This window comes from Azospirillum sp. 11R-A (genome assembly GCF_049472615.1).
Lineage (GTDB): Bacteria > Pseudomonadota > Alphaproteobacteria > Azospirillales > Azospirillaceae > Azospirillum > Azospirillum palustre.
This window is the reverse complement of sequence record NZ_JBCEBL010000011.1, coordinates 173,623-199,254: the sequence shown is the minus strand read 5'-3', so window position 1 is coordinate 199,254 and position 25,632 is coordinate 173,623. Positions and strand designations below refer to the sequence as shown.

General features: G+C 70.3%; 20 protein-coding genes. 7 read left to right on the top strand and 13 right to left on the bottom strand.

The annotated features are described in order from the left end of the window. Positions 1-40: 40 nt before the first annotated feature. Entirely contained in the window at positions 41-2,035 is a 1,995-nt protein-coding gene (locus VH569_RS17120) for a PP2C family protein-serine/threonine phosphatase (protein ID WP_423316411.1), read from the bottom strand. A gap of 271 nt (positions 2,036-2,306) precedes the next feature. Between VH569_RS17120 and VH569_RS17115 the strand changes: the two genes are divergently transcribed. Beyond that, positions 2,307-2,681, top strand: coding sequence for a hypothetical protein (locus tag VH569_RS17115; protein ID WP_423316410.1), 375 nt, complete (start codon positions 2,307-2,309; stop codon positions 2,679-2,681). Positions 2,682-2,708: 27 nt separating this feature from the next. On the opposite strand, the gene VH569_RS17110 is transcribed toward VH569_RS17115, so the two are convergent. The 3 genes from VH569_RS17110 to wrbA form a co-directional block, all read right to left on the bottom strand. Next, entirely contained in the window at positions 2,709-3,086 is a 378-nt protein-coding gene (locus VH569_RS17110) for a hypothetical protein (protein WP_423316409.1), read from the bottom strand. A gap of 67 nt (positions 3,087-3,153) precedes the next feature. After that, positions 3,154-4,113, bottom strand: a complete 960-nt coding sequence (locus VH569_RS17105) for a glutathione S-transferase family protein (protein WP_423316408.1) — start codon at positions 4,111-4,113, stop codon at positions 3,154-3,156. Between the two features lie 33 nt (positions 4,114-4,146). Next, positions 4,147-4,749: an NAD(P)H:quinone oxidoreductase gene (wrbA, locus tag VH569_RS17100; protein ID WP_423316407.1), complete on the bottom strand. Its 603-nt coding sequence runs from the start codon at positions 4,747-4,749 to the stop codon at positions 4,147-4,149. A 158-nt stretch (positions 4,750-4,907) separates the two neighbouring features. Between wrbA and VH569_RS17095 the strand changes: the two genes are divergently transcribed. After that, positions 4,908-5,873: a LysR family transcriptional regulator gene (locus VH569_RS17095; RefSeq protein ID WP_423316406.1), complete on the top strand. Its 966-nt coding sequence runs from the start codon at positions 4,908-4,910 to the stop codon at positions 5,871-5,873. A gap of 33 nt (positions 5,874-5,906) precedes the next feature. Here VH569_RS17095 and VH569_RS17090 read toward each other — a convergent pair whose 3' ends face one another. From VH569_RS17090 to VH569_RS17075, 4 genes are all read right to left on the bottom strand, one after another. Next, the gene (locus VH569_RS17090) at positions 5,907-6,299 is read right to left on the bottom strand and encodes a hypothetical protein (RefSeq protein ID WP_423316405.1); all 393 of its coding nucleotides are present in this window, start codon (positions 6,297-6,299) and stop codon (positions 5,907-5,909) included. 148 nt (positions 6,300-6,447) lie between these two features. Continuing rightward, positions 6,448-7,293 (bottom strand): DUF4384 domain-containing protein, encoded by an 846-nt coding sequence (locus tag VH569_RS17085; protein ID WP_423316404.1) that lies wholly within the window; start codon positions 7,291-7,293, stop codon positions 6,448-6,450. A 24-nt stretch (positions 7,294-7,317) separates the two neighbouring features. After that, positions 7,318-10,662 carry a caspase family protein gene (locus tag VH569_RS17080; protein ID WP_423316403.1) on the bottom strand — a complete coding sequence of 1,115 codons (3,345 nt, stop codon included), beginning with the start codon at positions 10,660-10,662 and terminating at the stop codon, positions 7,318-7,320. A 114-nt stretch (positions 10,663-10,776) separates the two neighbouring features. Next, positions 10,777-11,589 carry a YMGG-like glycine zipper-containing protein gene (locus VH569_RS17075; protein ID WP_423316402.1) on the bottom strand — a complete coding sequence of 271 codons (813 nt, stop codon included), beginning with the start codon at positions 11,587-11,589 and terminating at the stop codon, positions 10,777-10,779. Between the two features lie 243 nt (positions 11,590-11,832). Here VH569_RS17075 and VH569_RS17070 point away from each other — a divergent pair, with 243 nt between their 5' ends. Further along, on the top strand, positions 11,833-13,452 hold the full coding sequence (locus VH569_RS17070) for a caspase family protein (RefSeq protein ID WP_423316401.1): 1,620 nt from the start codon (positions 11,833-11,835) through the stop codon (positions 13,450-13,452). 33 nt (positions 13,453-13,485) lie between these two features. On the opposite strand, the gene VH569_RS17065 is transcribed toward VH569_RS17070, so the two are convergent. The 5 genes from VH569_RS17065 to clpB form a co-directional block, all read right to left on the bottom strand. After that, on the bottom strand, positions 13,486-13,929 hold the full coding sequence (locus VH569_RS17065; protein WP_423316400.1) for a GyrI-like domain-containing protein: 444 nt from the start codon (positions 13,927-13,929) through the stop codon (positions 13,486-13,488). Between the two features lie 25 nt (positions 13,930-13,954). Beyond that, entirely contained in the window at positions 13,955-14,761 is an 807-nt protein-coding gene (locus VH569_RS17060; RefSeq protein WP_423316399.1) for an aminotransferase class IV, read from the bottom strand. Next, positions 14,758-16,125 (bottom strand): aminodeoxychorismate synthase component I, encoded by a 1,368-nt coding sequence (gene pabB, locus VH569_RS17055; RefSeq protein ID WP_423316398.1) that lies wholly within the window; start codon positions 16,123-16,125, stop codon positions 14,758-14,760. Before pabB ends, VH569_RS17060 begins: the two co-directional genes overlap by 4 nt. A 25-nt stretch (positions 16,126-16,150) precedes the next feature. After that, positions 16,151-16,945, bottom strand: a complete 795-nt coding sequence (locus VH569_RS17050; protein WP_423316397.1) for an SDR family oxidoreductase — start codon at positions 16,943-16,945, stop codon at positions 16,151-16,153. Between the two features lie 137 nt (positions 16,946-17,082). After that, positions 17,083-19,767: an ATP-dependent chaperone ClpB gene (clpB, locus tag VH569_RS17045; protein ID WP_423316396.1), complete on the bottom strand. Its 2,685-nt coding sequence runs from the start codon at positions 19,765-19,767 to the stop codon at positions 17,083-17,085. Between the two features lie 601 nt (positions 19,768-20,368). Here clpB and VH569_RS17040 point away from each other — a divergent pair. The 4 genes from VH569_RS17040 to VH569_RS17025 all read left to right on the top strand — a co-directional run bounded on the left by VH569_RS17040 (position 20,369) and on the right by VH569_RS17025 (position 25,630). Next, complete coding sequence (locus tag VH569_RS17040; protein ID WP_423316395.1) at positions 20,369-20,992, top strand: hypothetical protein; 624 nt, start codon at positions 20,369-20,371, stop codon at positions 20,990-20,992. Between the two features lie 137 nt (positions 20,993-21,129). Then, the gene (locus VH569_RS17035; RefSeq protein WP_423316394.1) at positions 21,130-22,044 is read left to right on the top strand and encodes a LysR family transcriptional regulator; all 915 of its coding nucleotides are present in this window, start codon (positions 21,130-21,132) and stop codon (positions 22,042-22,044) included. 101 nt (positions 22,045-22,145) lie between these two features. Then, a complete protein-coding gene (locus tag VH569_RS17030; protein WP_423316393.1) occupies positions 22,146-24,725 on the top strand; it encodes a cation:proton antiporter in 2,580 nt (859 codons plus the stop codon). A 23-nt stretch (positions 24,726-24,748) separates the two neighbouring features. Then, complete coding sequence (locus VH569_RS17025) at positions 24,749-25,630, top strand: DMT family transporter (protein WP_423316392.1); 882 nt, start codon at positions 24,749-24,751, stop codon at positions 25,628-25,630. Positions 25,631-25,632: the final 2 nt, after the last annotated feature.

Sequence of the window (25,632 nt, the reverse complement as noted above, 5' to 3'; positions counted from 1 at the left end):
CGACGCTCCCGCCCGATTGCCCGCCCGATTGCCACGGCCCTCAAACCGCCTCGGCCGTCTCCGTCACCGGCAGCAGGCGGCGCATGACCAGACAGACCAGGTCGCCGGCAAGAATCCCGTCGGCGCCGACATGCGCCTGCACCGTGCGCAGGACCATCTCGGTGCGGTCACGGACGGACATGCCGCGGCTGTGCGCCAGCGCCGCGGCGAGGCGGGCCTCGCCGAAGGGCTCGCGATGGCCGTCGACGGACTGGAGCACGCCGTCGGTGCACAGGAAGAGCGTCTCGTCCTGGGTCAGCAACGCCGTCGCTTCGCTGTAGGGAGCGCCGCGGCGCACGCCCAGCGGCGGACCGCCGGCCTCCGACAGGTACTGCACCGCGCCGTCGGTCGCGACGCGGGCGGCGCCGCGATGGCCGGCTGAGGCATGCACCAGGGTGCCGGCGGCGCGGTCATAGACGGCGACGAAGGCGGTGGCGAAGCCGTTGAAGGGGCTTTCGCCGCACAGGCGCTCGTTGGCATGGGTCAGGATGGCGGCCGGGCCGACACCGGGGCGGGCCGCCTCGCGGATGGCGCCGCGCACCATCAGCATCAGGAAGGCGGCGGGCACGCCGCCGCCCGACACGCCGGCGGCGACCAGCAGGCTGTGCCGCTCGTCCAGCTCGACCACGTCGTAGAAGTCGCCGCTGACCGCATGGCCGGGCACCAGGATGCCGTAGAACTGGCTGTCGCGGCCGACCGGCAATTGGCGCGGCAGCAGGCCGGACTGCACGTCGCGGGCGGCGCGCTGCTCCTCCTCGATCAGCTGTTCGGCGGCGGCCAGCTTCTCGCTCTTGGTCTCAAGCTCCGCCCCGCGCATGACCAGCTGGGCGTCGAGGGTCTCCTCGCGGGCGTTCGCCTCCATCGCCATGCGGCGGAAGACGCGGGACAGGCGGCCGAACTCGTCGTCGCGGCCGGCGGCCTCGTTCAGGGTCAGGGGATTGAAGCGGCCGGCCTCCATCGCCTTGACCGCCTCGCCCAGCCGCTCCACCGGGGCCATCTGGTCGCGGGCGAAGCGCATGCAGGCATAGACGCCCAGCGCCAGCACGAAGATGCCGACCAGCCCGCCGATCTTCATCTGGCGGCTCAGCATCGCGCCCGGCTCGCTGTAGGCCACCCGCACCGCGGCGACCGTCGGGACGCCGGCCCCGGAAGAAGAGGCCGCGGTGGGAGTGGGACCGGCATATTTGATCGGTGCCAGCGCCAGCAGGCTGTTGCCCGACACGCGGACGGTCACGTCGCCGCCGGGCGTCACCGCCTTGGCCGCGGCGGTGTCGGCATCGGACAGCGGCGTGCCGTCGGCCGCCACCGCGCCGCGGGCCAGCACCCGGCCATCGCGATCGAGCAGCCATGCCGCCTCCACCGCGCGGGTGGCGATCAGCCCGTCGACCAGCCCGTCGGCCCCCGATTTGCGCAGCAGGTCGCCCAGCCGCCGCACGTCGGCGCCGACCTGCACGATGCGCGGCTTGTCGACGCCGGCCACCCCGGCGAACTTCATCAGCTTGCCGTTCTCCATCGCCGGCTCGGAAACCACCGACACCGGGGAGCGGTTCAGCAGGCCGGCATAGGCGCCATGGCGCGGGCCGCCCTTGGCATCCTGGCCGAACAGCGGATCGGGGCCGGGCAGGTTGTGCAGATAGGCGCGGCCGCGGTTGTCGGTGATCCACATCTCGTCCGGACCGCCGGCCTCGGCGATCTGCTTCAGCCGGTCGTTGATGGCGCGTGGCGCCATCTTCGCCGTTTCGGCCAGCGCCACCAGATGCGCGGTCAGCGTCGCTTCCGACAGCAGGCGTTCCGACAGCAGGGCGTCGACGTCCTGCGGGATGTCGCGCGACTGGGCGGCACCGCGGGCGAGCAGGCCGGCGGCCAGCCGCGCCTCCGTCTCGATCCGTTCGGTCAGGGCGGCGCGCGTCGTCCAGGCCATCGTCATGGTGACCGCCGCAACCGCCAGCAGCACCAGACCGGTGACCAGCAGGATCAAACGCTGTTGGAACGTCATGGGATTGCGCCCGCCCCCTGTCGCTGAAGAAATGGCCGATGCCACCGCTTCTACCGGTCCGGGACGCGCAAGTCCAGGCACCGGGGCGCTTCACCCGTCATGTCACGGCGACGGATGGCCGCAGCGGCCCGGCTGCCGCCCCGAAGCCGTCTTCGCGCCGGATCGGCAGGCGGTCCACGCAAGATTCGACCGCGGGCGCGACATTATCCCTTTCGTAACCAGATGACCGGTAAGACGGAAAAACCCGCCGCCCTCCCGCTGGTGTACGCCGATGCCGATGAATGTCCTGGAAATCGCCATCTATGCGATGGTCCTCACCGCCAGCCAGCCGCAATCCTTCGAATGCGTCGCGGTCAAGCCGGAGGGGGTGAACTGCACCAACGGCCTGTCGGCGAAGCCCGACGGCCCGAACCTGCTGTTCAACACCGGCATCCAGGTGATCAAGGACCGTCAGGGCCGCGTGCAGCTGAGCAACGGGGTGCAGACCCGCTTCGACAGCTCCGCCTGGGTGGAATTCCAGGATGCGGGAAAGAAGCCGGTGGTCAGCGTCCGCAAGACCGGCCCGCTGCGCTTCAAATTCTCCAACGGCTTCCAGTGCGAGGCGATGGGCAACCCGGAAGACATGGCCCGCTGCTACAAGCCCTGACGGCTGACCCTTGATTTAAGGTTTTTCTCAGCGGTTGATGCCGCGGCGCTCCATCTCGTCCTCGATGGCGCGGCGGCTCTGCCGGAGCTGGCGCTGCTCCTCGCCCAGCCGGTCGTACTGGCTGCGCAGGTCGCGGTCGGAATAGTCGCTGTAGGCGTTGCCGCGGCGGTTGCCCGACGAGCCTTCATAGCGCCGCCCGTCACGGTTCGCATCGCGGTTCACATCGCGCTCATCCGCCGCGCGCCCGTCGCGATCCTGCGGATAGGCGTTGGGGTTGACGGCCCGGTTCAGCTGATCGAGCGCGCCGCCCCATCCGCCTTGGCCGCTCTGGGATTGCCCGCTTTGGGCCAGGGCCGGCGACGACAGGGCCAGGACGGCGGCGGCAGCGAGGATGACTGTACGCATTGGACGAACTCCCCTGAGCGATTGTCGTTTCCTTCTGACAACCGCCGGGGAGCCGATCCGTCACGCGTCACACCGGATCGGGCCCGAGGCCGCCGCGTCCGTGCGGCGCGTCGAGGTCGAGCTTCGGCCCCTTCGGCACGATGCCGGTCGGGTTGATGGTGGCGTGGCTGCCGTAGTAATGGCGCTTGATGTGGTCGAAATTCACCGTCTCGGCCACGCCCGGCACCTGATAGAGGTCGCGCAGATAGCCCGACAGGTGCGGATAGTCGGCGATCCGCCGCTGGTTGCACTTGAAATGCCCGACATAAACCGCGTCGAAGCGCACCAGCGTGGTGAACAGCCGCCAATCCGCCTCGGTCAGGCGGTTGCCGACCAGCCAGCGCTGCGTCGCCAGCTTGGCGTCGATGCCGTCCAAGGCGGCGAACAGCGCGTCGAACGCCGCCTCGTACTTGTCCTGGGAGGTGGCGAAACCGGCCTTGTAGACGCCGTTGTTGACGGCGTCATAGACGTGGGCGTTGACGCGGTCGATCTCCTCCGCCAATTCAGCGGGGTAGAAATCGGTGCGGACGTCGGTGAAGGCGTCGAACGCGCGGTTGAGCATGCGGATGATCTCCGCCGACTCGTTGTTCACGATGCTGCCGGTCTTTTTGTCCCACAACACCGGGACGGTCACCCGGCCGCTGTAGCCGGGCTTGGCCTTCAGATAGACCTCGTAGAGGCGGCCGGATCCGGTGACCGGTTCCGGCTCGGCGAAGGTCCAGCCGTCGGCCAGCATCAGCGGGTCGACGATGCTGACACCGATCACGTCGTCCAGCCGCTTCAGCTTGCGGAAGATCAGCGTGCGGTGCGCCCACGGGCAGGCCAGCGACACCATCAGGTGATAGCGCCCGGCCTCCGCCGGATAGGGGGTGGAGCCGTCGGCCGACACCCGGTCGCGGAACTGCGCCTCCGTCCGGACGAACGCGCCGCCGGTCTTCTTGGTGTCGTACCACTGGTCTTGCCACTGTCCATCGATCAGCAGGCCCACGGCTCCCTCCCCTTCTTCACTGTAGACCGGACATCAACCGTGCAGCTTCGCCGTGATCCCGGCGACATGGCGGCCCTGATAGCGGGCGCCGTCCAGTTCGACCGCACTCGGGCGGCGCGAGCCGTCGCCGTCGGCGATGGTGCTGGCGCCGTAGGGCGAGTTGCCCATGACTTCCGAAACGCCCATCTGGCCCTGGAAGGAATAGGGCAGCCCGACGATCACCAGACCCAGATGCAGCAGGACGGTGTGGGTGCTGAGGATGGTGCTTTCCTGCCCGCCATGCTGGGTGGCGGTGGAGGTGAAGACGCTGCCGACCTTGCCGACGAGCGCGCCCTTGGCCCACAGCCCGCCGGTCTGGTCGAGGAAGTTCTTCATCTGCGAGGCCATGTTGCCGTAGCGCGTCGGCGTGCCGATGATGATCGCGTCGTACTGGGCCAGCTCGTCGACCGTGGCGACGGGGATGTTGCTCTCGTCCTTGTAGTGGGCGGACTGGCGGACGGCTTCCGGCACCAGCTCGGGCACGCGCTTCACCGCCACCTCGGTCCCGGCGACGGAGCGGGCACCTTCGGCCACCGCCTGCGCCATCTCCGACACATGACCCCAGCTGCTGTAATAGAGGACCAGAACCTTCGCCATCGCCGTCACTCCCTGTTGGTTTGCGTGAATGGGCCGTCGATTTTCCGGCCGCCGCGGACCGGTGCCGGTGCGGCGGTGACACCAGAAATAGGGCGCGGCGGCGCTTCCGGTAATCCCGGATCTTGGCACCTCATTGTTTCCGGGTGTACAACAATGCCATGGATCGCCTCGACGACATGCTCGCCTTCATCAAGGTGGTGGACACCAAGAGCTTCACCGCCGCCGCCGACCGGCTCAATTTGTCGAAGTCGGTGGTCTCCCGCCGCATCGGCGAGCTGGAGAACAGGCTCGGCGCGCGGCTCTTGAACCGCACCACCCGCAAGCTCAGCCTGACCGAGGTGGGCCAGGCCTATTACGAGCGCTGCACCCGCATCCTCGCCGATCTGGAGGAGGCGGAGCAGGCGGTCGCCGACCTGCATGCCGCCCCGCGCGGCAGGCTGCGGCTGAACGCGCCGGTCAGCTTCGGCATCATGCATCTGGCCCCGGCCGTGGCGGAGTTCCTGGAGCGCTACCCGGCCATCGAGATCGACATGGACCTGAACGACCGCACGGTCGATCTGGTTGACGAGGGGTACGATCTGGCGGTGCGCATCGGCCGGCTGCGCGACAGCTCCCTGATCGCCCGGCGGCTGGCCCCGGCGCGGATGGCGCTGTGCGCCAGCCCGGCCTATCTGCAAAAGCATGGCGTGCCGCAGACGCCCGACGAGCTGAGCAACCACGCCTGCCTGATCTACACCAACGTGCCGACCCCCGACCTGTGGCCGTTCATCGTCGACGGGGAGATGCGCAGCGTCCGGGTGACGGGCCCGATCCGCAGCAACAACGGCGACCTGCTGCGCGAGGCGGCGGCGTCCGGCGTCGGCTTCATCATGTCGCCGACCTTCCTGTGCGGGCAGGCGCTGTCGCGCGGCGAGCTGGTCAGCATCCTGCACCGCCATGTCCCGGCCGAGGTCAGCGTCAATGCGGTCTATCCGCAGAACCGCCATTTGTCGCCGAAGGTGCGGGTGTTCGTGGATTTCCTGGTGCAGCGCTTCGGCCCGCGCCCCTATTGGGACTGCGCGCTGCTCGACACGCTGCCGGAGGAAGCATGGCCGGGAAATGAAAGGCCCGAAAAGGCCGGCTAAGCCAGCTCGCGTGGGCCGGCCCAGACGGGTGGGTCAGGTGGGCGAGTTCGGCCGGCGGCGGGAGCGCAGGTTCAGCGCGGTGATGAAGTTGGGCTGCTGGCCGACGACCTGCCCCGGGGGAACCGGCTTCTTCGGGGCGGTGGACAGGAAGCCGCCGACCCGGCCGCGCAGCTCGACCGAGTGATGCGCCGCCTCGTCCGCGGTTTGCGCCACCTGGCGGCGGACCGAGGGTTCCAGCGTGTTGAAGGCGCGGGAGGCGAATTCGAAGGCCGGCTGCGATTTGGTGGCGATCACCTGACGCAGCGCCTTGGACACCAGCACCGTGTCGAGACCGCCCGGCCCCTCGACCCCATCCAGCACGTCGGCCAGGATGCCGATGGCCTGGAGCGTGCGGTTGTCGTCCAGCGAAAGGTCGTGAGCGTCCATACGGGTCTTCCGATCGTCTCAAGCGGTACGGGTCTCGCCCCTGAGGACACCCGGCTTCTACCGCTTGAATCATAGTGTTTGCCCCGGCATCTGGCAATGGACGGCAGTGCGGGCCGGCAGTGGATTCGTTAAGACCGTGGCGGCCACGCTACTCGGCGACGGTGGTGAGGACGGCGGAGCGGACGGCCACGGTGCCTTTGGCGTCGGCCGGCAGCGCCGCCGCCAGCGCAGCGCGCAGGCCCGCCAGATAGGGACCGGCGGGCTCGACCTCCTCCCGGTCGGCGGGAAACAGCGGGTCGCGGGTCACCAGCGCCAGGATCATCGCCGGGCCGAAGGGCGGGGCGATGGTGTAGATGCGGTCGGTCGCCGACTTCGCGACGCCGAGCGTCACCGGCCGCCCGGCCTCCACACGGTCGTCGCGGCGCAGGCGCATCGGCACCATGTGGATCACGCTGCCGTCGGTGTCGATGTAGTCGACGGTCAGATGGCCCGGCATGCCGGCGGTGACCGTGACCTCCAGCGTCTCGCCCTTGCGGTAGACCAGAGACGGCCGGTTGAAGCCGAGCGTCGGGGCGTCGGACCCCTGCCCTTCCGGACTCTCCTTCGGCCCGCCAGCCAGCCCGGCGATGCCCAGCCCCTCGCACAGCGGCCAGGGCCGCACCGCCACCCGCACATCGAGATCGATGCCGGGCGGCAACGCGGTGAGTACCGCTTTCAGGACACCGGCGTCCTCGACGCTGCCGACATAGCCGGCGATGCGCAGCCCCTTGGCGGTCTCCGTCGTTTCGACACCGGCGCAGGTCAGGCGGCCAACCGCCGCGTCCACCTGCCCACGAGCCTCGGCGGCGGTCGGACGCGGGGTGTCCACAGCCGCCGCCGGCGGGGACTGGGCCTGCGACACCCCGACCGTCAGGAGGCAGGCGATGCCTGCCGCCGCCGGAAGCCGGGCTCCCCAAAGTCGCGGGAGTGACGGACCGGAAAGGACGCGGATCATGATGGACGCTTTCCAAACGGGCGTTCAGGGCTTCGCCGGCTCCGGCGCCGCCAGCGGGAAGGGGTTCAGCTCGTTGCCGCCGGTCTTGAAGATGGCGGACTGGTTCCAGCGCTTCTCCCGCGCCAGACGCGGCACGGCGCGGTTGACGTACTGGCCGAGCGTCAGGTTGTAGACCGCCTCGTCGCCCGGCAGCAGGGCCTTGCCCTTCAAGCCCTCCAGCACCGCATGGGCGAAGATGCCGTTGCGGCCGTCATAGCTGTCGAGCGCCTCCTCCTGCTCCGACGAGGCCGCCAGCAGATAGCGCTGGCCCATGTCCTGGTACAGCTTGTCGACCGTGCCGGCGGACACGGCACCCGAATGGCAGGTGTCGAGCAGGACCAGCACGTTGCGGGCGGCGATGGCGCTGACCAGCCGGTTCAGATCCTTTTCCGACAGGCCCTGCCGGGTGATCGCCTCGGGCGTGGTGGCGGCCACGTCCTGGGTGATGAAATGGTACAGCTTGACCGACGGGTCCTTCGGCGACGGCACGATCACGCCATGGCCGGCAAGGTAGAGGACGACCGTGTCCTGTTCCCGCGCGGCAGCGGCCAGCGCCTCCAGCCCGGACACGACGGCGTCGCGGCTCGCCTCCTCGTCATAGAGCGTCCGCGACAGCGCCAGCGACTGCTCCCGGTCGTAGGTTGCGGGAATGCGGCCGCGCACCGCCTCGGCGAAGGAGGTGGCGTCGGCACGGGCGAAGCGCAGCTGCGAGCCCGCCGGCCGGTATTTGTCGATGCCGACGACGAAGGTGATCAGCCGCGGCCGGTCCGGCACGTCCCGCGCCTTGCCGTCCTCCGCCTCTGCAACCGGCGCCGGCAGAACGAAATCGACCAGGGCCGAGCGCTCGTAGATGGCGTCGGACCCGCTGTAGGCACGGATCTGCACGCGGTTGCTGCCCGGATCGAGCCGGACGGTGCTCACCCGCTCTTCCGGCACCGGCGCCTGATCCTTGGCGACGTCGCCTGCGGCGGGCGGGGATGGCGGCGGCGGGGAGGGCTGTTCGGCAGGCTGCGGCGAGGGGTCCTTGGCGCGGGCGAAGGCGCGCGACTTGTCCTGGCCGCTGACGTTGCGGCCATTGCGGAAGAGATCGACCGACCCGATGCCGCCGCCGGTATCGGCGACACGGTAGCGCAGGCGCACCGCACCGATCCCCTCCGGCAGCGCCACGGTCAGGCGGGGCGTGTCCGCCGTGCCGTCGGGATCCGCCGCCTGGGCCGCCCCTTGCGGCGGCGCCTTGGCGGCTACTACCGCCGCTGCGGGGGCCGGGGCCGGCTCTTTGGCGCGCGCGAAGGCGCGGCTGACCGGCGTCATGTCCAGCGGATGGCAGGTTTCGGCGTCCGCCGTCACCGCCGGGGCCGGGGTCGTAGTCGTGGCCGGGACCTCAACCGCACCGGTGCCGAGCGCCAGCCCGCGGGAGGCGGCGGGCACGGTGCAATAGTCCAGCAGGGTCACCTGCGGACGGCGCTGGGTCAGCAGGCGGATGTCGCCGATGGCGGACAGGCGCGCCGCGATCTCCGCCTGCCCGGTCTGGCGCAGCCTGGCGCGCACCAGTTCAGGCGCGTCGAACACGCGGTAGACCTGCTTGAACTCCACCCATTGCAGCCCCTTCTTCTTGGGGTCGTTCAGATGGAAGCCGACCAGGGTCTCGCCGCCGCTCTCGGAATGGTCGAAGAAGGCCTCCGGCGTCCACAGCACCCAGCGGCGGCCGTCGCGGTGCGGGAACAGCGCCGCCAGCTCCTCCAGCGGGCGGGCGCCGCCGGACAGGGCATACCAGCGCAACGTGCCGTCACCCAGCGCCGCCACGGCGACCCGGCCGTCGGCCGACGCGACGACGCCCCACACGGCGGCCGGCACCTCGGCGCGGGCAAGCTCGGCACCGGCGGAATCGAGCAGGCGCAGGCTGAACTCGCCGCCCAGCAGGACGCGGCGCTGCGCGCCCAGCACGGTGACGCTGCGCGCCCACTCGCCGCTGTCCAGTTTCACCGGCTGGCCATTGACCTTGGCCGTCCGGCTGTTGCGCCAGTCGGAAACGCCGATGCCCGGTCCCTCGGCGGACGGGCGGTTCAGGCCGGGCAGCACCTCGGGCGCCGGCGTCAGGCTGCGGGCCAGCACGTCGAAGCGCATCGGCCGCCGGCCGCCCTGCTCCATGCCGAATTCCAGCACCAGCCCGTCGTCCGACAGGCCGAAACGGCCGAGATGGATGTCGCGGTAATCGGCGACGTCGCCGATGCGGGCGAACAGCAGCCGGCCGGCCGGATCGAGCACGCCCCATCCGGGGTCGGCGGCGGCGAAGGCCACCCCGCCGCCGGGCAGGGCCAGCAGGTGGGTCACCGAATCGCGCGCCACGGGGGTGTCGGCGAAGGCGCCCTTGCCGCCGTCGGCCCAGCGGCGCACCACGTTGCGGGCGCCGTCCTGCGTCGCGGTGCCGGCGGCGACCAGCGCCGTGCCGTCCCAGGCGACGGCGGCGAAGCTGCCGCCGGAGATGCCGGTGGTCTTGGGTGAAAGACGCGCCTTCAGGTCGCTGCCCGACAGCACGTCGACCCGCGTCTGGTCGGCATAGCCGACGGCCAGCAGCGCCCCGTCGGGCGAGAAGGCCACCGAATAGGGCATGCCGCTGCCCGGCTTGCGCTTGGCCTTCTGCTTGAAGCCGGCATCGTAGAGGCGGATGTTGCCGTCGAAGGACGCGGTGGCGAGCCGGCCGTCGGGCGCGAAGGCCAGCGCCGAAACCCGCGCGCCGTAGCCGGTATCCTCGGCGACCGGCTTGAAGCCGGCGCTGTCCCACACGCGGATGCCGGCGGTGCCGCCGAAGGCCCCGGCGACGAACCGCCCGTCGGGCGAGAAGGCCAGATCGTTCAGCACCTGCGGCTGGCCGGCAAGCCGCGCCTTAAGCCGCTGGGCCTTCACGTCGAACAGGTAGAGCGTGACGCCGTCGCCCCAGCTGGTGCCCGTGTTGCCGGCCGCCACGGCCAGCGACCCGTCGGCGGACAGGGCGACGGCATAGAGCGCCCCTTCGTCCCCCGCCTCCATCGGCACGCGCAGCACGCCCAGCGGCTCGCCGTCGCGGCTCCACAGGCGCAGGGACTTGTCGTTGGACACGGTGGCGATCAGCCGGCCCTGGGCATCGCTGGCCAGCCGGTTGACGCGGGCGGTGTGGCCACCGGTCTCGATGCGCAGGAACGCGCCCGTCGATGCGTCGCCCGCCAGCGCGCTTCCAGCCGCCAGCCAGCCCAGCAGAAGGCCGAGGAGGGCGGCGAGGAGAGCGCCGGAGCGGATGCCGATACTGGCACCGCGCCGAAGCCGCGTGATCGGGTGAGTGAGACAGCCGGCCATCGTCGGTTCCGCTTGCACTGAATGTCGAAGACCGCCCGGCCGCGGCACCTTATGGAGATGCTGCGGCCGGGCGGATCCTATCGGACCTTGTCGGATTGCGCCTCGGACCGCGCCTCAGACCGCGTCGAGGGTGGCTTCCTTCTGGGCGATCTGCTGGATGGCGTTGGTCGAGGCGTTGATGCGCTCCGACGTTTCGAAGGCGGTGTTGGTGCGCTGGACCACCTGCGACGGCGAGGCGCTGGCGGTCGTGGTCTGCTTGGCCGGCTTCTTCTTGGTCTGCGCCTTGACCGCGGTCTTGGTGCGGATCTTGGCGGCGGCACCCGGCTCGATGTTGTCGGCGGCGATCAGATACTCGTCGCGGCGCTTGACGATGTTCTGGTTGATGCCGCTGGCGATGGTGTAGTCCTTGTCCAGCTGGCCGCGGATCAGGGCGAGGCGCTGTTCGGCTTCCGGCTTGCCGATGCGGTTCGCCTTGTAGTCGGCCTTGACCCGCGCGATCTCGGCGCGGCGGCAGTTCACCAGCTGGTCGAGCGCGACCTGGGTGCGGTCCAGGTTCTGGTTCTCGGTGTCGAGATCGTTCGCCACGCCCAGGATCGCCTGATCGCGGCCCTGCTGCATCCTGGAGTTCCAGTAGCCGCCGAGCGTGCCGACGGCGGCCCCGGCTGCGGCCCCGATCAGGGCACTCTTGAGGTTGCCGCCGGCCAGCGCACCGGTCAGCGCCCCGGCGCCCGCACCGATGGCGGCGCCCTTCAGCATGTCCTCGGCATAGAAATTGCCGGTCGAATCGAGGGCGACCCGGTACTGGTAGCAGGCATCGGACCCGTCATTGGCGCCGATGCGGTCCTGCTGCGTGGTCACGCAGCCGCTGAGCGCCATGGCGACGATGGTGACGGAGAGGAGGCTTGCCCTGACACGGTTGCTTCGCATTGCCTGGATTCCCGTTTGCTTTTCTGTTCGATCGCGTCTTGCGTTTCAGATCCGAAACCGTGACCATCGGCGCCACCCCCCAGCGGCTGCATCGTCACGGCGGCTCGAACCCGGCTGCAACGCTGCCACAGCAACAACCCTGAAGGAAGGGGTCATTGCTACCAATTCGTGCAGTCTTTTAACTATCATCGGCCGTAACCCGTTCGGGCGGGCCGGTCTCTTCCGGGGTATTTGGGGCATCGAATGATTGCAGGATTGCGGCGGCTGACCGTGTTGGCGACGGCGTTGGCGGGCCTCTCGCTCGCCGCCGGACCGATGCTGGCCGCGGGCCCGGCGCGGGCGGAAATCGCCGCGCTGGTGATCGGAATCGACAGGTACAGCCGGATCAATCCGCTCCAGGGGGCGGTCAACGACGCCCGCGACATCGCCGATGCGCTGAAGGGTCTCGGTGTGCGGAAACTGCGCCTGTTCGTCGATGGCGAGGCCGAGCGCAGCCGGATCATCGCCGCATGGCGGCAGCTGATCGCCGAAACCTCCCCCGACTCGACGCTGGTGCTGACCTTCGCCGGCCATGGCGCACAACAACCGGAGCGTGTGCCCGGCAGCGAGGCCGACGGGCTGGACGAATTCCTGGTGCTGGCCGATTTCGCCCCGCGCGGCCCCGGCACGGCACAGCGCCTGACCGACGACGAGATCGCCGTCCTGTTCAAGGAGGCGGCACCGCGCCGGGTGATCTTCGTTTCCGATTCGTGCCATTCCGGAACGATGACCCGCGCCTTCGACGACCGCGCCGGCAAGCTCGGCACCCGGGCGGCGACCATCGACGGCGTGCCGGTCGACCACATCGAGGACGACGCCCTGCCCCCGCCCACCCGCGCCGCCTTGCAGGCGGAGGCGGAAGAGCAGCCGAACGTCACCTTCTTCGCCGCGGTGGCCGACGACGAGCTGGCGCCGGAGGTGCTGATCGACCGCAAGCCGCGCGGCGCGCTGAGCTGGGCCTTCGCCAACGCGCTCCGCGGGCAGGCCGACCGCGACGGCGACGGCATCGTCACCAAGGGGGAGCTGGAGGCGCACATCCGCGGCGCCGTGCGCATGGCGCTGGAAGGGCGGCAGCATCCGCAGGTCCAGCCGCGCGGCCGGGGCGAGGTCCCGCTGATCGACCCGGTCGCCGGCCGGCCGAAGCCGCCCTCCCTGCTGCCGGCGGCAGGCGCCATCCCGCTGCGCATCCTGGGCAAGCCGGCGGTGGTGAAGACGCTGGCGGCGGGCTTCACCGGGGTCGAGCCGGCCGGAAAGGACGATGCCGCCCTGGTCTGGGACAGCGCCTCCGGCGAGGTGGTCAGTTCGACGGGCGACGTGCTGGCCAGCATTCCCGGCGACCCGGCGGCAGCGGAGACCCGGCGGCGGGTGCAGGGGGTGATCGACAAATGGGCGCTGGTGCTGCGGGTGAAGGCGGCGGCGCAGGAGCGCTCGCTCGCGCTGGCCGTCGAGCCGGGCGACCGCGATTACCGCAAGGGCGAGACGGTCTCGCTCGACATCGGCGGCAACAGCGGCACCTATTTCACCCTGATCAACCTCGCCGCCGACGGCACGGTGAACTATCTCTACCCGCTGGCGGACCGCAAGGATCCGCCGCAGATCCCGCGCGGCGGCCCCTACCGGCTGGCGCTGACGGTGGAGCCGCCCTTCGGCGCCGACCATTTCCTCGCCATCGCCTCGCCCAAGCCGATGGCGGCGCTGCAACGCGACCTCGCCGCCCTCGACGGCAAGCCGGCCGCCGCGGAGGTCGCCGCCCTGCTGAACCGCCATCTGGCCGGGCAGCCGGTGGAATTCGGCATCCACGGCGTCTACAGCACGGCGCGCTGAAGCAGGGGGCGCGGACCGGCCCGCTTTGAGACGTCAGCCGAGCGCCGGCAGTTGCGGGGCGAGCGCCAGATGCAGTTCGTGGCGCCCATCCTGCTGGCCGGGCCGGTGGCCGAAATCGAGCGCGATGCCCGACAGCGTCAGCCCGTTCGCCGCGGCATGGGCGTGAAGCCGGGCGAAACCGTCGGCAATCGCCGCCTGCGGGCCGTCCTGCGCGGTGCGCAGGTAGCGGCCGGCGTCGAGGTCGAGGCGGACCATGCCGTCCGGGATCTCGCTGGCCTTGGCCGCCATGAAGCCGACCAGCCGGCGGTTCAGCCCATTCTCGTCTGGCAGCGACACCGCGGCGTAGGCCGCCGTTCCGACATCGGCAGCGAAGACGCGTTCCCACGCGGCGGCGACGGCGGCGGGCAGCTCGTCGCCGCTTGCCTCGACCATGCAGCCGATGATGGTCAGTTCGGGAAAGCTCACGGTCTCGATCATCACGGTCCCTATGGATGGCGACGGATTACAGGTCGGGATCGGCCAGCAGGCGGGCCAGAACCGGCCCCGCCGCCCCGCTGCCGACCGGGCGGCCATCGACCGCCACCAGCGGGCGCAGGCCCAGGCTGTTGGTCAGGATGGCCTCGTCGGCGCGGGCGAGGTCTTCCGGGGTGAGCGGCGCTTCCTCGGCGCCATGGCGCTCCAGGATCAAGGCGCGGCGGATGCCGGGAAGGGCACCGTCGGCAAGCGGCGGGGTCAGCAACCGGCCGCCGACCGACAGGAACAGGTTGGCGACGCTCGATTCCGCCAGTCGGCCGGCGGCGTTCAGCAGCAGCGCCTCGTCGGCGCCGCGCTCCGCCGCCTCCTGCCGGGCCAGGATGGAATCGAGGTAATTCAGCGACTTCAGGCGCGACAGCGGCGAATGCTCGTTGCGGCGGGTGCCGCGGGCGACGATGGCGGACACCGGCGCGGTCATGTGGGCGGCGGGTGCAACGGTCATCAGCAGGGTCGGCCGGGCATCGGCCGGCGGCAGCACCCCGCGGGCGCCGGTTCCGCGCGACAGGGTCAGGCGCAGCACACCGTCGGCAATGCCGGTCGCCCCGATCAGCGCCGCCATCGCCCCGGTCAGTTCCGCGCCGCTGTAGGGCAGCGGCAGGCGGAGCAGTTCAGCGCCCGCGCCCAGCCGGTCGAGATGGCGCGGCAGGTGGCGCGGAACGCCGTCCTTGATCCGGATCGTCTCGAACAGCCCGTCGCCGAGCGTGAAGCCGCGGTCGGCCGGGTCGATCCGGGCCTCCGCCGCCTGGATCAGCCGCCCGTTCAGCCAGATCGTCATGCCGTTCCCTCCCCCACCGGATCGCCCGCCGCGCGCAGCTGGGCGCGGGCCTTGACCAGCATTTCCTCATGCTCGTCGGCCGGATCGGAATCGGCGACGATGCCGCCGCCGGCCTGGGCGATCACCGCGTCCGGCGTCACCGACAGGGTGCGGATGACGATGTTGCTGTCCATCGCGCCATCGAAGCCGATCCAGGCCACCGAGCCGCAATAGGCGCCGCGGCGCGCCACCTCCAGCTCGTCGATGATCTGCATGGCGCGGATCTTCGGCGCGCCGGTGATCGATCCGCCGGGACAGGCGGCGCGCAGCAGATCGACCGGCCCCAGCCCTGGCAGCAGGCGGGCGGTGACGACGGACACGAGGTGATGGACGGTGGCGAAGCTCTCCAGCCCGAACAGCACCGGCACCTTGACGCTGCCGACCTCCGACACGCGCGCCAAATCGTTGCGCAGCAGGTCGGTGATCATCAGGTTTTCCGCCCGGTCCTTGATGCTGGCCGACAGTTCCGCCGCAGCCCGCGCATCTGCCGCCGGATCGGCGTGGCGCGGACGGGTGCCCTTGATCGGCCGGGTCTCGATCCTGCGGTCGGCGCCCAGCCGGATGAAGCGCTCCGGCGACGCCCCGGCCAGCCTCAGCCTCGGGCCGCAGTTGAGGAAGGCGGCGAAGGGCGCCGGGCTCAAGGCACGCAGGCGTTCGTAGAGCGCATAAGCATCGACGGAGCCCGGCACATCGGCGAGGAAGCGCTGGGTGAAGTTGGCCTGATAGATGTCGCCGGCCCGGATATAGTCCAGCACCCGCCCGACCCGGTCGAGATAGTCCGGGCGCGCCAGCTCCGACCGCCAGTGCAGCGGCGCCGGCCCGGCCGATTGTTCCAGTGGCGGAACGGACAGCCGCGCCGCCATGCGGCGGGCGCGGTCCTCCGCCTCCGGCCGGGCGGCGATCACCCAGGCACGGCCCTCCTGCCGGTCGAAGGCGGCGACGACATCGTAGAGGCCGAAGGCGAAGTCCGGCTGGCCCCCCGGATTGCCATGGCGGGAGATCAGGCCCTCCAAAGCCGTTCCGGCTTCGTAACCGACGAAGCCCACGGCCCCTCCGGTGAAGGGAACCGGACCGGCGGAGGGGAGCGGACATGCGGCCAGCGCTCGTTCCAGCGCATCGAAGGGGCTGCCGCCGACCGGCCGGCCGTCCACCAGGGTCTGCCCGCCGGTGGCCTCCACGGTTTGGAACGGGTCCGCAACGATGTAGGAATAGCGCCCGTTCTGTGGATGGGGGGCGGCGCTGTCGAGCAGCATCGCCCAGGGCTCGGCGCTCCAGGGACGGAACAGGGCGGCGGGATCGCCGCAGGAGATCGGGATCGTCAGCATGGCAGGGGGGCAGTCGGCCGGCGGCTTACATCAAGATGGTGGCGCCGCCATCGACGACCAAGACGTGACCGTTGACATAGGACGCCGCGGCAGAGGCCAGGAACACCGCCGCCCCGGCGATCTCCTCCGGCCGGCCCCAGCGGCCCAGCGGCGTGCGGTTGGCGAAATAGGCGCCGCGTTCGGGATCGCCAGCAATCGCCGCATTCGTTTCGGTTGCGAAAAAGCCGGGGGCGATGGCGTTGCTGGTCAGGCCCTGCGCGCCGTATTCGGCGGCCAGCGCCCGCACCATGCCGTTCAGCCCGGCCTTCGCCGCGGCATAGACGCTGTCGTTGGCCCGCGCGATCTGCCCGGCAACGGAGGTGACGGCGATCAGCCGGCCGCTGCCCCGCGGCAACATCAGCCGCGCCGCCTCCCGCGCCAGAATGAGGCTGGAGGCCAGATCGACGTCGAGAAGGGTGACGATCTCGTCGTCGGTCAGCTCGGCCAGCGGCTTGCGGTTGCGCTGTCCGACATTCTGCACAAACACGTCGAGCCGGCCATGCTCGCGGTCGATCCGCGCGAAGGCGTCGCGCACCGCCGCCCGGTCCGACACGTCGAAGGCCAGGGCCGACGCGCTGCCGCCGGCCGCCTCAATCTCGGCAACGCGGTCCTCCAGCGTCGCGGCGTCGCGGCCGTTCAGCAGCACATGCGCGCCCGAGCCGGCCAGCGCCCGCGCGATCTCCAGCCCCAGCCCACGCCCCGACCCGGTGACGAGCGCCACCTGACCGGCCAGCGAGAAATTCGACAGGTAGGCCAAATTGGAAGGCGTCGTCGCGGTCATGTCCTGCCCCCTGTCCGGTGCGGCGTTGCAGCGGTCATTTAGCAGACGCAGCGGCCCAAGGGCAGCCCCGGAAATGGAAAAGGGGGCGCAAAGCCTGCGCCCCCTTCCCCGTCACGCGTCATCCGGTCAGTGGACCGTCAGTGGACCGAGGCCTCGCGGCTGGCGGCGGAACTCGCCACCGGCGGCAGGGAGAAGCCGAGCGGTGGGCGTTCCGGCGCCTTGAAGCCGTGCGCCCGGTCCTCCTCTACCACCACGCCGTCCAGCGCCAGCTGGCCGTCGACCACCGACAGGGTCATGGTGGTCTTGCCCTCCACCTCCTCGTCGAGCAGACGCTCGGCGATGGGGTCCTCGACGAGACCCTGGATGGCCCGCTTCAGCGGACGGGCGCCGAAGGCCGGATCCCAGCCCAGATCGCCCAGCCGCCGCTTGGCCGCGGCATCCGCCGCCAGGGTGACGCCGCGCTCGGCCAGCCGCTCGTTGACGCGGGACAGCTGGATGTCGACGATCCGCGACATCTGGTCCCGGCCCAGCCGGCGGAAGATCAGGACGTCGTCCAGCCGGTTGAGGAACTCCGGCCGGAAGGCCTTACGGACCGCGTCCATCACCTCCACCGTCACGCCGGCCATGTCCTCGTCGTCGCCCAAGGCGCTCAGCGCCTCGGCCCCCAGATTGGAGGTCATGATGAGGATGGCGTGGCGGAAGTCGGCGGTGCGGCCCTGCCCGTCGGTCAGCCGCCCGTCGTCGAGCGCCTGCAATAGGACGTTCAGCACGTCGGGATGCGCCTTCTCCACCTCGTCCAGCAGCACGACCTGATAGGGCCGGCGCCGGATGCGTTCGGCCAGCGAGCCGCCGTCGTCATAGCCGACATAGCCCGGCGGCGAACCGATCATGCGGCTGACCGCATGCTTCTCCATATACTCCGACATGTCGAGCCGGGTGATCGCCGTCTCGTCGTCGAACAGGAAGGAGGCCAGCGCCTTGGCCAGCTCGGTCTTGCCGACGCCGGTCGGGCCCAGGAACAGGAAGGAACCGGTCGGGCGGCTGGGGTCCTTCAGCCCGGCACGGGCACGCCGCACCGCCTTGGACACCGCGCGCACCGCCTCCTTCTGGCCGACAACGCGCTCGGCCAGCTTGTCCTCCATGCCCTTCAGCCGCTGGCGCTCGCCCTCCAGCATCCGTTCGACCGGAATGCCGGTCCAGCGGGTGACGACGGCGCCGATGTCCTTGGCCGTCACCTCGTCACGCTCGGCACTGGCGCGCGATTCGGCCTCGGCCAGACGCTTCTCCAGATCGGGCACCACGCCATAGGCAAGCTCGCCGGCCTTGGCCCAGTCGCCGTCGCGCTGGGCGCGCTCCAACTTCGTGCGGGCCTGGTCCAGCTCCTCCTTCAGGCGGCGCCCTTCGGTGCGGCGGGACTGCGAGGCGCGCCACTCCTCCTCCATCGAGGTCTGGCGGGCTTCCGCTTCGATCAGTTCGCCGTCCAGCACATGCAAACGCTCCTGCGAGGCGGCATCCGGCTCGGCCTTCAGCGCCTCGCGCTCGATCTTCAGCTGGGCGACGCGGCGGTCGACGGCGTCGAGCGCCTCCGGCTTGCTGTCGATGGCCATGCGCAGGCGGCTCGCCGCCTCGTCGACGAGGTCGATGGCCTTGTCGGGCAGGCGGCGGTCGCCGATGTAGCGCGCCGACAGGCTGACCGCCGCGACCACCGCCGCATCGGCGATGCGCACGCCGTGATGGACCTCATACTTGCCCTTGATGCCGCGCAGGATCGACACCGCGTCGTCGGCCGACGGCTCGTCCACCGTCACCGGCTGGAAGCGGCGGGCGAGCGCGGCGTCCTTCTCAATGTATTTGCGGTACTCGTCGGGCGTGGTGGCGCCGACGCAGCGCAGCTCGCCTCTGGCCAGCGCGGGCTTCAGCATGTTGGCGGCGTCCATCGCCCCGTCGGTGCGGCCGGCGCCGATCAGCGTGTGCAGCTCGTCGATGAACAGGATGATGCGGCCGTTGGCCTCCTGCACCTCGCTCAGGACCGACTTCAGCCGCTCCTCGAACTCGCCGCGGAACTTGGCGCCGGCCAGCAGCGCGGTGAGGTCGAGCGACAGCACGCGGCGGTCCTTCAGCCCTTCCGGCACGTCGCCGGAGGCCAGACGCTGGGCCAGCCCCTCGACCACGGCGGTCTTGCCGACGCCGGGCTCGCCGATCAGGACGGGATTGTTCTTGGTGCGCCGCGCCAGCACCTGGATGGTGCGGCGGATCTCGTCGTCACGGCCGATGACCGGGTCGAGCCGGCCCTGCCGCGCCTCTTCGGTCAGGTCGCGGGTGTAGCGGGCCAGCGCCTCGCCGGCCGTCGTCTCGGTCTCCGCGTCGGCGGGATGGTCCTTGCGCTGGGCATCGGCGGCGGCGGCCAGGGCGTCGGCATCGACGCCGGCGCGGCGGAACAGCGCGCGCAGCGGGCCGCTCTGGCGGGCGAGGCTCTCCAGCAGGCGCTCCGCGGTGACGAAGCGGTCGCCGCCGCTGCGCGCCGAGGCGACGGCGGCCTGGAGAACGGCGGCCAGCGCCGGCGACATGTAGAGCGGCTGCGGTCCCTCGCTGGAGCCGGCCTGGACCGGCGCGCGGGACAGCTGCTCCTCGGTCGCGGACTTCAGCAGATCGGGGTCGCCGCCGGTGTCGCGCACCAGACGCGCCGCCACGCCGCTGCCTTCGTCGATCAGGGCCTTCAGCAGATGTTCGGGGAGAAGCTGTTGATGCCGCTCGGCAAGGGCGGCGATCTGCGCGGCCTGAATGACGCTGCGCGCACGATCGGTGAATTGACCGAAGTCCATCCGGCACTCCGTTTCCATGGTCTTCCGCCCAGTCATCCGGCGCGGAACGGCGCCCCCGACGGTCCGCGAATGCGCGACCGTCCGGTGCCTGATGGGTAAATGGTTAACGGATTTGCGGCGATCAAGAGGGGGGACCGCAAGAGGGCAGCGCCCGCCGTCGCCCGGTCGCCTTACGCGATTTCCGTTTCTGCCGCACAGCCGCGCGTTGAGCTTGCAACGGTCCCGCCGCTGCCCGATCCTTGGTCACACGAGTCGTTCCAGCAGGCTTGAAGCGTACGAAGATCATCGTATATTATGGGGGATGCCGGTGGGGTGGTCGACGGTAAAGCCCAAGGTCATCCGAGCCTTGAGGGACGGAACGTTCCAGCACGAAGCCCGAACTGCAATCGACACCAAGAACCTGCTCCAGATGGGTGCGGTTACCGCCGAGCAAGTCATTCAGATTCTGAAAAGCGCCAGGGGAAACGATCACAGTGTCAGCCCTCACCACAGGGCCCCTGGCATCGAGGTCAACATCGTCAGGCATCGGGGCTGGTACATCAAATTCTACTTCGTGGATCCCGACACGATCTTTATCAGCGTCCATCGATGAGGTGCCGTCGTGAAGATCTACCGTGAAGGCGACAAGAGCAAAGCCGTTTGCGGGACGGACGGGCTGACGACGACAACCTTCGCCTTGCGCGACGTCCCGTTCGACGACGGCAAGGGCGTGGCGCAGAACATCCTCGTCGCCGTCTGCGACACGTGCGGTGCGGTCGTCGCCACCCCGCCGCAGTCGACCCCGGCGATCAAGGCCGCCTATGACAGGGCCACGATTTCCATAGAGGCCAACCTGCCGTCGGTTTACACCGACGCCCTCGATCTCGCCGCCTATCGCATCGATCCGGGCCTGACGACCGAGTTCCGCAAGCCGCTTTTGATGTACTACATCAACCGCTACGCCGCCGACCGGACCCTGTCGCGCCAGCTTGCCGACAGCCTCGACGAGACCAGGGCGTTCTTCGAGGGTGCACCGAAGACCGGGCGCGGTTCGGCGAGGCGGCGGCTGTCGATGAAGATCACCCCGACCATGTCGCGCGAACTGGAAACGGTCGTGGAAGCCACGGCGCTCAACAAGACCGACGTCATCAAGTCCGTGATCGGCTGCATCCACAAGGACATCGTCGCACCCGACAAGCCGAAGGGACTGAAAACGCTCCGGATGCTGGCAGCCGTCGCCTCCTGAACGACAAGGGCGGATGCCCGCGGGCTGCGGCATTGCAAGGAACCCGACCCTGCAAGCACCAACCGCCCCATATTGACACGCGATCCCCGCCACCCCTTTCATAGCGCCATGGTATGGACGGCAGGGGTTCCGGCGGGATGGATGTGCGGCAGCTTCGCTATTTCCTGGGCATCGTCGAGCATGGCTCGATCTCCCGCGCGGCGGATGTGCTGCGGGTGGCGCAGCCGGCGCTCAGCCTGCATCTGAAGCGGCTGGAGGAGGATTTCGGCTGCCAGCTGGTGCTGCGCACGGCGCGCGGCGTGGTGCCGACGGAAAGCGGGCGGCGGCTGGCGCAGCGGGCGGCGGCGCTGATCGGCCAGATGGACGGGCTGCGCGACGAGGTGCGCGCGGTGGAGGCGGTGCCGGCAGGTCCGGCGACCGTCGGCATCCCGACCTCGCTGGGGCCGGTGCTGACCGTGCCGCTGGCGCTGGCGGTGCGGCGCACCCACCCGCAAATCCGCCTGCGGGTGGTCGAGGGGCTGTCCGGCCACATGCTGGAATGGGTGCTGTCGGGGCGGCTCGACCTCGCGCTGGTGTTCGGCACCAAGGAGATGGGCGGGCTGGAGACCGAGCTGGTGGCGCGCGAGAAGCTGCATCTGGTCGGGCCGGCCGACGACCCGCTGCTGCGCGGGCGCAGCGCCATCCCCTTCGCCGAGGCGCTCTCCCTGCCGCTGATCCTGCCCGGCCGGCCGCACGGCGTGCGCGAGGAGGTCGAGCATGCCGCCCTGCTGGCGCGGGCAAGCGTCACCGTGGCGCTGGAGATCGACGCGCTGGAGCAGATCAAGGCGCTGGTGGCGGAAGGCTGCGGCTATACCGTGCTGTCGGACCGGGTGGCGCGCCACGGCGTGGCGGCGGAGCGGCTGACCGGCCTGCCCATCGCCGATCCGCAGATCGACCGCAGCATCCTGCTGGCCCATGCCGCCGGCCGGCCGATGTCGGCCGCCGCCCGTGCCACCCACGCTATCCTGACGGACATCCTGTCCGGCCTGACGAAGGACGGCGGCTGGCGGTGAGTCCCGGATAAAGGGAGGGGGAATACGTCGGAGCGGCATACCCCCCTGCTGCCGGCCGGTGCATCGCTGCGGACCATTTTTGCCGCAGGAATCTGCGGCCCATGGCCTTGCCCCCGCCACAGTGCGGCGATACCGTGCAGCCCACGCCGCAGCCGTTCCGTGGAACCATGCACGACATCGTCATCCAAGTCCTCGGCGTTGCCGGGCTTCTCGCCCTCGTCAGTTTCCTGCCGCCGCTCGCCGCCCGCTTCCAGATGCCCTACACGGTGCTGCTGGCCGGCGTCGGCGTGGCGCTGGGCGCCGTGATCCAGACCTTCGCCGGGCCGGGCAAGGATCCGCTGCACGATTTCCTGAATTCGCTGGCCGAGCTGGACATCTCGTCGGACGTGCTTCTGCACGTCTTCCTGCCGATCCTGCTGTTCGAAACGGCGCTGGCGGTCGATGTCCGGCGGCTGTTCGAGGATCTGGGGCCGATCCTGCTGATGGCGGTGGTGGCGGTCTTCGTCTGCACCTTCGCCGTCGGCTATGCCGTCAACCTGTTCACCCCGCTGCCGCTGGTCGCCTGCCTGCTGCTGGGCGCCATCGTCGCCTCCACCGATCCGGCGGCGGTGATCGGCATCTTCCGCGACCTCGGCGCGCCGAGACGGCTGACGACGCTGGTCGAGGGCGAAGCCCTGCTGAACGACGCCGCGGCCATCGCGCTGTTCACCCTGCTGCTGGAAATGCTGACGCGCACCTCCCACGGCGGGGCGGCGGCGGCGGCGGTGGATTTCCTGCGCGACTTCTCCGGCGGCGTCGTCACCGGCTATGTCTGCGGCCGCATCGTCTGCATGCTGGTGGAGCCGGTGCGCAACCAGCCGATGGCGGAGATCACGCTGACGGTGGCGCTGGCCTACCTGTCCTATGTGTTGGCCGACCATTATGTCGGCGCGTCGGGCGTGGTGGCGACGGTGACCTCGGCGCTGGTCATCGGGTCGGTCGGGCGCACCCGCATTTCCCCCGCCACCTGGGGCGCCATGGAGCATGTCTGGCAGCAGCTGGGCTTCTGGGCCAACTCCATGATCTTCCTGCTGACCGCCATCCTGGTGCCGCGCCTGCTGGCCGATGCCGGCTGGGCCGAGGTCGGGCTGGTGGTGGTCGTGGTGCTGGCGGCCTTCGCCGCGCGCGCGGTGGTGCTGTTCGGGCTGCTGCCGGTGCTGTCCTGGGCCGGGCTGGCGCAGAAGGTCAGCAATTCCTACAAGTCGGTGATGCTGTGGGGCGGCATGCGCGGGGCGGTGTCGCTGACGCTGGCCCTGGCGGTGACCGAGAATTTCCGGGTGCCCGACCGGCTCCAGAGCTTCATCGCGGTGATGGTCACCGGCTTCGTCTTCGTCACGCTGTTCGTCAACGGCACCACGCTGCGCTGGCTGATCCGCCTCTTGAAGCTGGACGAGCTGACGCCGGTGGAGCGCGCCATGCGCAACCGGGCGCTGGCGCTGTCCACCGACAGCATCCGCGACCGCGTCTCCGCCGTCGCCCAGACCTATGAGGTCGACGGCGCGGTCAAGGACGTGATGATCGCCCGCTACGAGGAGCGGCTGAAGAAGATCGACCGCGACAGCCAGGAAGAGGCCAAGCTGACCGACGAGGACCGCGTCACCATCGGCCTCGTCATCCTGGTGAACCGCGAGGAAGAACTCTATTATGCCCATTTCTCCGAAGGGGTGGTGTCGCGCGCGGTGATGGAGATGCTGGCCGGCCGCAGCGGGCGCCTGCTCGACGCGGTCAAGAGCCAGGGCCGCAACGGCTATCGCGCCTTCGAGGAACCGTTCATCGCCTTCTCGCCCTGGATGCGGACCGCCAGCTGGCTGCAACGCCGCTTCGGCATCCACAGCCCGCTGGCGCGGCGCCTGTCGATGCGGTTCGAGGTGCTGGTCGCCGTGCGCACGGTGCTGCGCGAACTGCTGGCCTTCACCCGCGACCGGCTGGCCCGCGTGCTGGGCCAGGAGGTGGCGTTCGTGCTGGAGGGCATGCTGGTCGGCCGGCTGGGCATCGTCGAGCAGGCGCTGTCGGCCCTGAAGCTGCAATACCCCGACTATGCGGTGGTGCTGCAAAGCCGCTATGTCGGCCGTGCCGCGCTGCGGCTGGAGCATGCCGAATACCGCGCCATGCACGCCGAATCGATCATCAGCCAGGAGGTGCTGACCGACCTGGAGCGCGACCTGGAACAGCGGCGCCGGGTGCTGGAACGGCTGCCGAAGCTGGACGTCCGCTTCGACGTGGCGGAGCTGGTGCGCCGGGTGCCGCTGTTCGCCGAACTGCCGGCGGAGCGGGTGGCGACCATCGCCACGCTGCTGCGCGCGCAGCTGGCGCTGCCGGGCGAGACCATCCTGCGCAAGGGCGACCGCGGCGACGCCATGTTCTTCATCGCGTCGGGGGCCGTCGAGGTGCTGGTGCCGATGCTGGCGGAGCCGGTGAAGCTCGGCACCGGCGACTTCTTCGGCGAGATGGCGCTCCTGTCCCGCCAGCGGCGCAATGCAGACGTGCGGGCGCTGGGCTATTGCCAATTGCTGGTGTTGGATGAGAAGGATTTCCGCCGGCTGGTGCAGAAGGACGCGGATTTGCAGTCCCACATCCAGGCGGTCGCCGAAGCGCGCCGCCAGCCGACCCAGTCGTCTCCGGCCGTTCCGGCGGTGAGCTGACCGGACGGGGAAGGATCTGAACGATGGGCGGTACCGCGACGGGCGGCCAGACCTGGCTGCGCCTGATGCCGGGCCTTTTCGTGCTGCTGTGGAGCACCGGCTTCATCGGCGCGAAATACGGCCTGCCTTATGTGGAGCCGCTGACCTTCCTGCTGATCCGGCTGGGGCTGGTCGCCGTGGTGCTGGCGCTGGTGGCGCTGGCGAGCCGGGCGCCCTGGCCGAAGGACTGGGCGACCGCCGGGCGGATCGCGCTGGCCGGGCTGCTGGTGCACGGCGTCTATCTTAGCGGCGTCTTCCTCGCCATCGCCCATGGGCTGCCGGCCGGCGTCACCGCGCTGATCGTCGGCATCCAGCCGCTGCTGACCGCCGCCCTGTCCGGCCCGCTGCTGGGCGAACGGGTCAGCGGCCGGCAATGGGTCGGGCTGCTGCTGGGCCTTGCCGGCGTCGGGCTGGTGGTGCGCGAGAAGCTGTCGGTCGACGCCGAGCATCTGATCGGCATCGGCTATGCCATGGCGGCGCTGGTCGGGATCACGCTCGGCACGCTGTACCAGAAGCGCCACGGCGGCGGCATGGATCTGCGCAGCGGCACAGCCATCCAATATGCCGCCACTGCGGTCGTCCTGGCGGTGGTCGCCCCGCTGACCGAGACGATGCAGGTGCAGTGGACGGGCGAGTTCATCTTCGCCCTGCTGTGGCTCTGCTTCGTGCTGTCGGTCGGCGCCATCTTCCTGCTGTTCGCCCTGATCCGCCGCGGTGCGGCGGCCAAGGTCGCCAGCCTGTTCTACCTGACCCCGCCGGTGACGGCCCTCGTCGCCTGGATGCTGTTCGGCGAGAAGCTGGGCGTCGCCGCATTGGCCGGCATGGCGGTGGCGGTCTGCGGCGTGGCGCTGGTGAACCGGAAGTGAGA

Excerpts from the sequence above, each read along its gene's own strand:
- clpB (WP_423316396.1), bottom strand. The coding sequence starts at position 19,767 with ATGGACTTCGGTCAATTCACCGATCGTGCGCGCAGCGTCATTCAGGCC.
- wrbA (WP_423316407.1), bottom strand. The coding sequence starts at position 4,749 with ATGGCGAAGGTTCTGGTCCTCTATTACAGCAGCTGGGGTCATGTGTCG.
- pabB (WP_423316398.1), bottom strand. The coding sequence starts at position 16,125 with ATGCTGACGATCCCGATCTCCTGCGGCGATCCCGCCGCCCTGTTCCGT.
- VH569_RS17090 (WP_423316405.1), bottom strand. The coding sequence starts at position 6,299 with ATGGACGCTCACGACCTTTCGCTGGACGACAACCGCACGCTCCAGGCC.
- VH569_RS17120 (WP_423316411.1), bottom strand. The coding sequence starts at position 2,035 with ATGACGTTCCAACAGCGTTTGATCCTGCTGGTCACCGGTCTGGTGCTG.
- VH569_RS17095 (WP_423316406.1), top strand. The coding sequence starts at position 4,908 with ATGGATCGCCTCGACGACATGCTCGCCTTCATCAAGGTGGTGGACACC.
- VH569_RS17025 (WP_423316392.1), top strand. The coding sequence starts at position 24,749 with ATGGGCGGTACCGCGACGGGCGGCCAGACCTGGCTGCGCCTGATGCCG.
- VH569_RS17110 (WP_423316409.1), bottom strand. The coding sequence starts at position 3,086 with ATGCGTACAGTCATCCTCGCTGCCGCCGCCGTCCTGGCCCTGTCGTCG.
- VH569_RS17070 (WP_423316401.1), top strand. The coding sequence starts at position 11,833 with ATGATTGCAGGATTGCGGCGGCTGACCGTGTTGGCGACGGCGTTGGCG.
- VH569_RS17115 (WP_423316410.1), top strand. The coding sequence starts at position 2,307 with ATGCCGATGAATGTCCTGGAAATCGCCATCTATGCGATGGTCCTCACC.
- VH569_RS17030 (WP_423316393.1), top strand. The coding sequence starts at position 22,146 with ATGGCCTTGCCCCCGCCACAGTGCGGCGATACCGTGCAGCCCACGCCG.
- VH569_RS17065 (WP_423316400.1), bottom strand. The coding sequence starts at position 13,929 with ATGATCGAGACCGTGAGCTTTCCCGAACTGACCATCATCGGCTGCATG.
- VH569_RS17080 (WP_423316403.1), bottom strand. The coding sequence starts at position 10,662 with ATGGCCGGCTGTCTCACTCACCCGATCACGCGGCTTCGGCGCGGTGCC.
- VH569_RS17050 (WP_423316397.1), bottom strand. The coding sequence starts at position 16,945 with ATGACCGCGACGACGCCTTCCAATTTGGCCTACCTGTCGAATTTCTCG.
- VH569_RS17035 (WP_423316394.1), top strand. The coding sequence starts at position 21,130 with ATGGATGTGCGGCAGCTTCGCTATTTCCTGGGCATCGTCGAGCATGGC.
- VH569_RS17075 (WP_423316402.1), bottom strand. The coding sequence starts at position 11,589 with ATGCGAAGCAACCGTGTCAGGGCAAGCCTCCTCTCCGTCACCATCGTC.
- VH569_RS17085 (WP_423316404.1), bottom strand. The coding sequence starts at position 7,293 with ATGATCCGCGTCCTTTCCGGTCCGTCACTCCCGCGACTTTGGGGAGCC.
- VH569_RS17060 (WP_423316399.1), bottom strand. The coding sequence starts at position 14,761 with ATGACGATCTGGCTGAACGGGCGGCTGATCCAGGCGGCGGAGGCCCGG.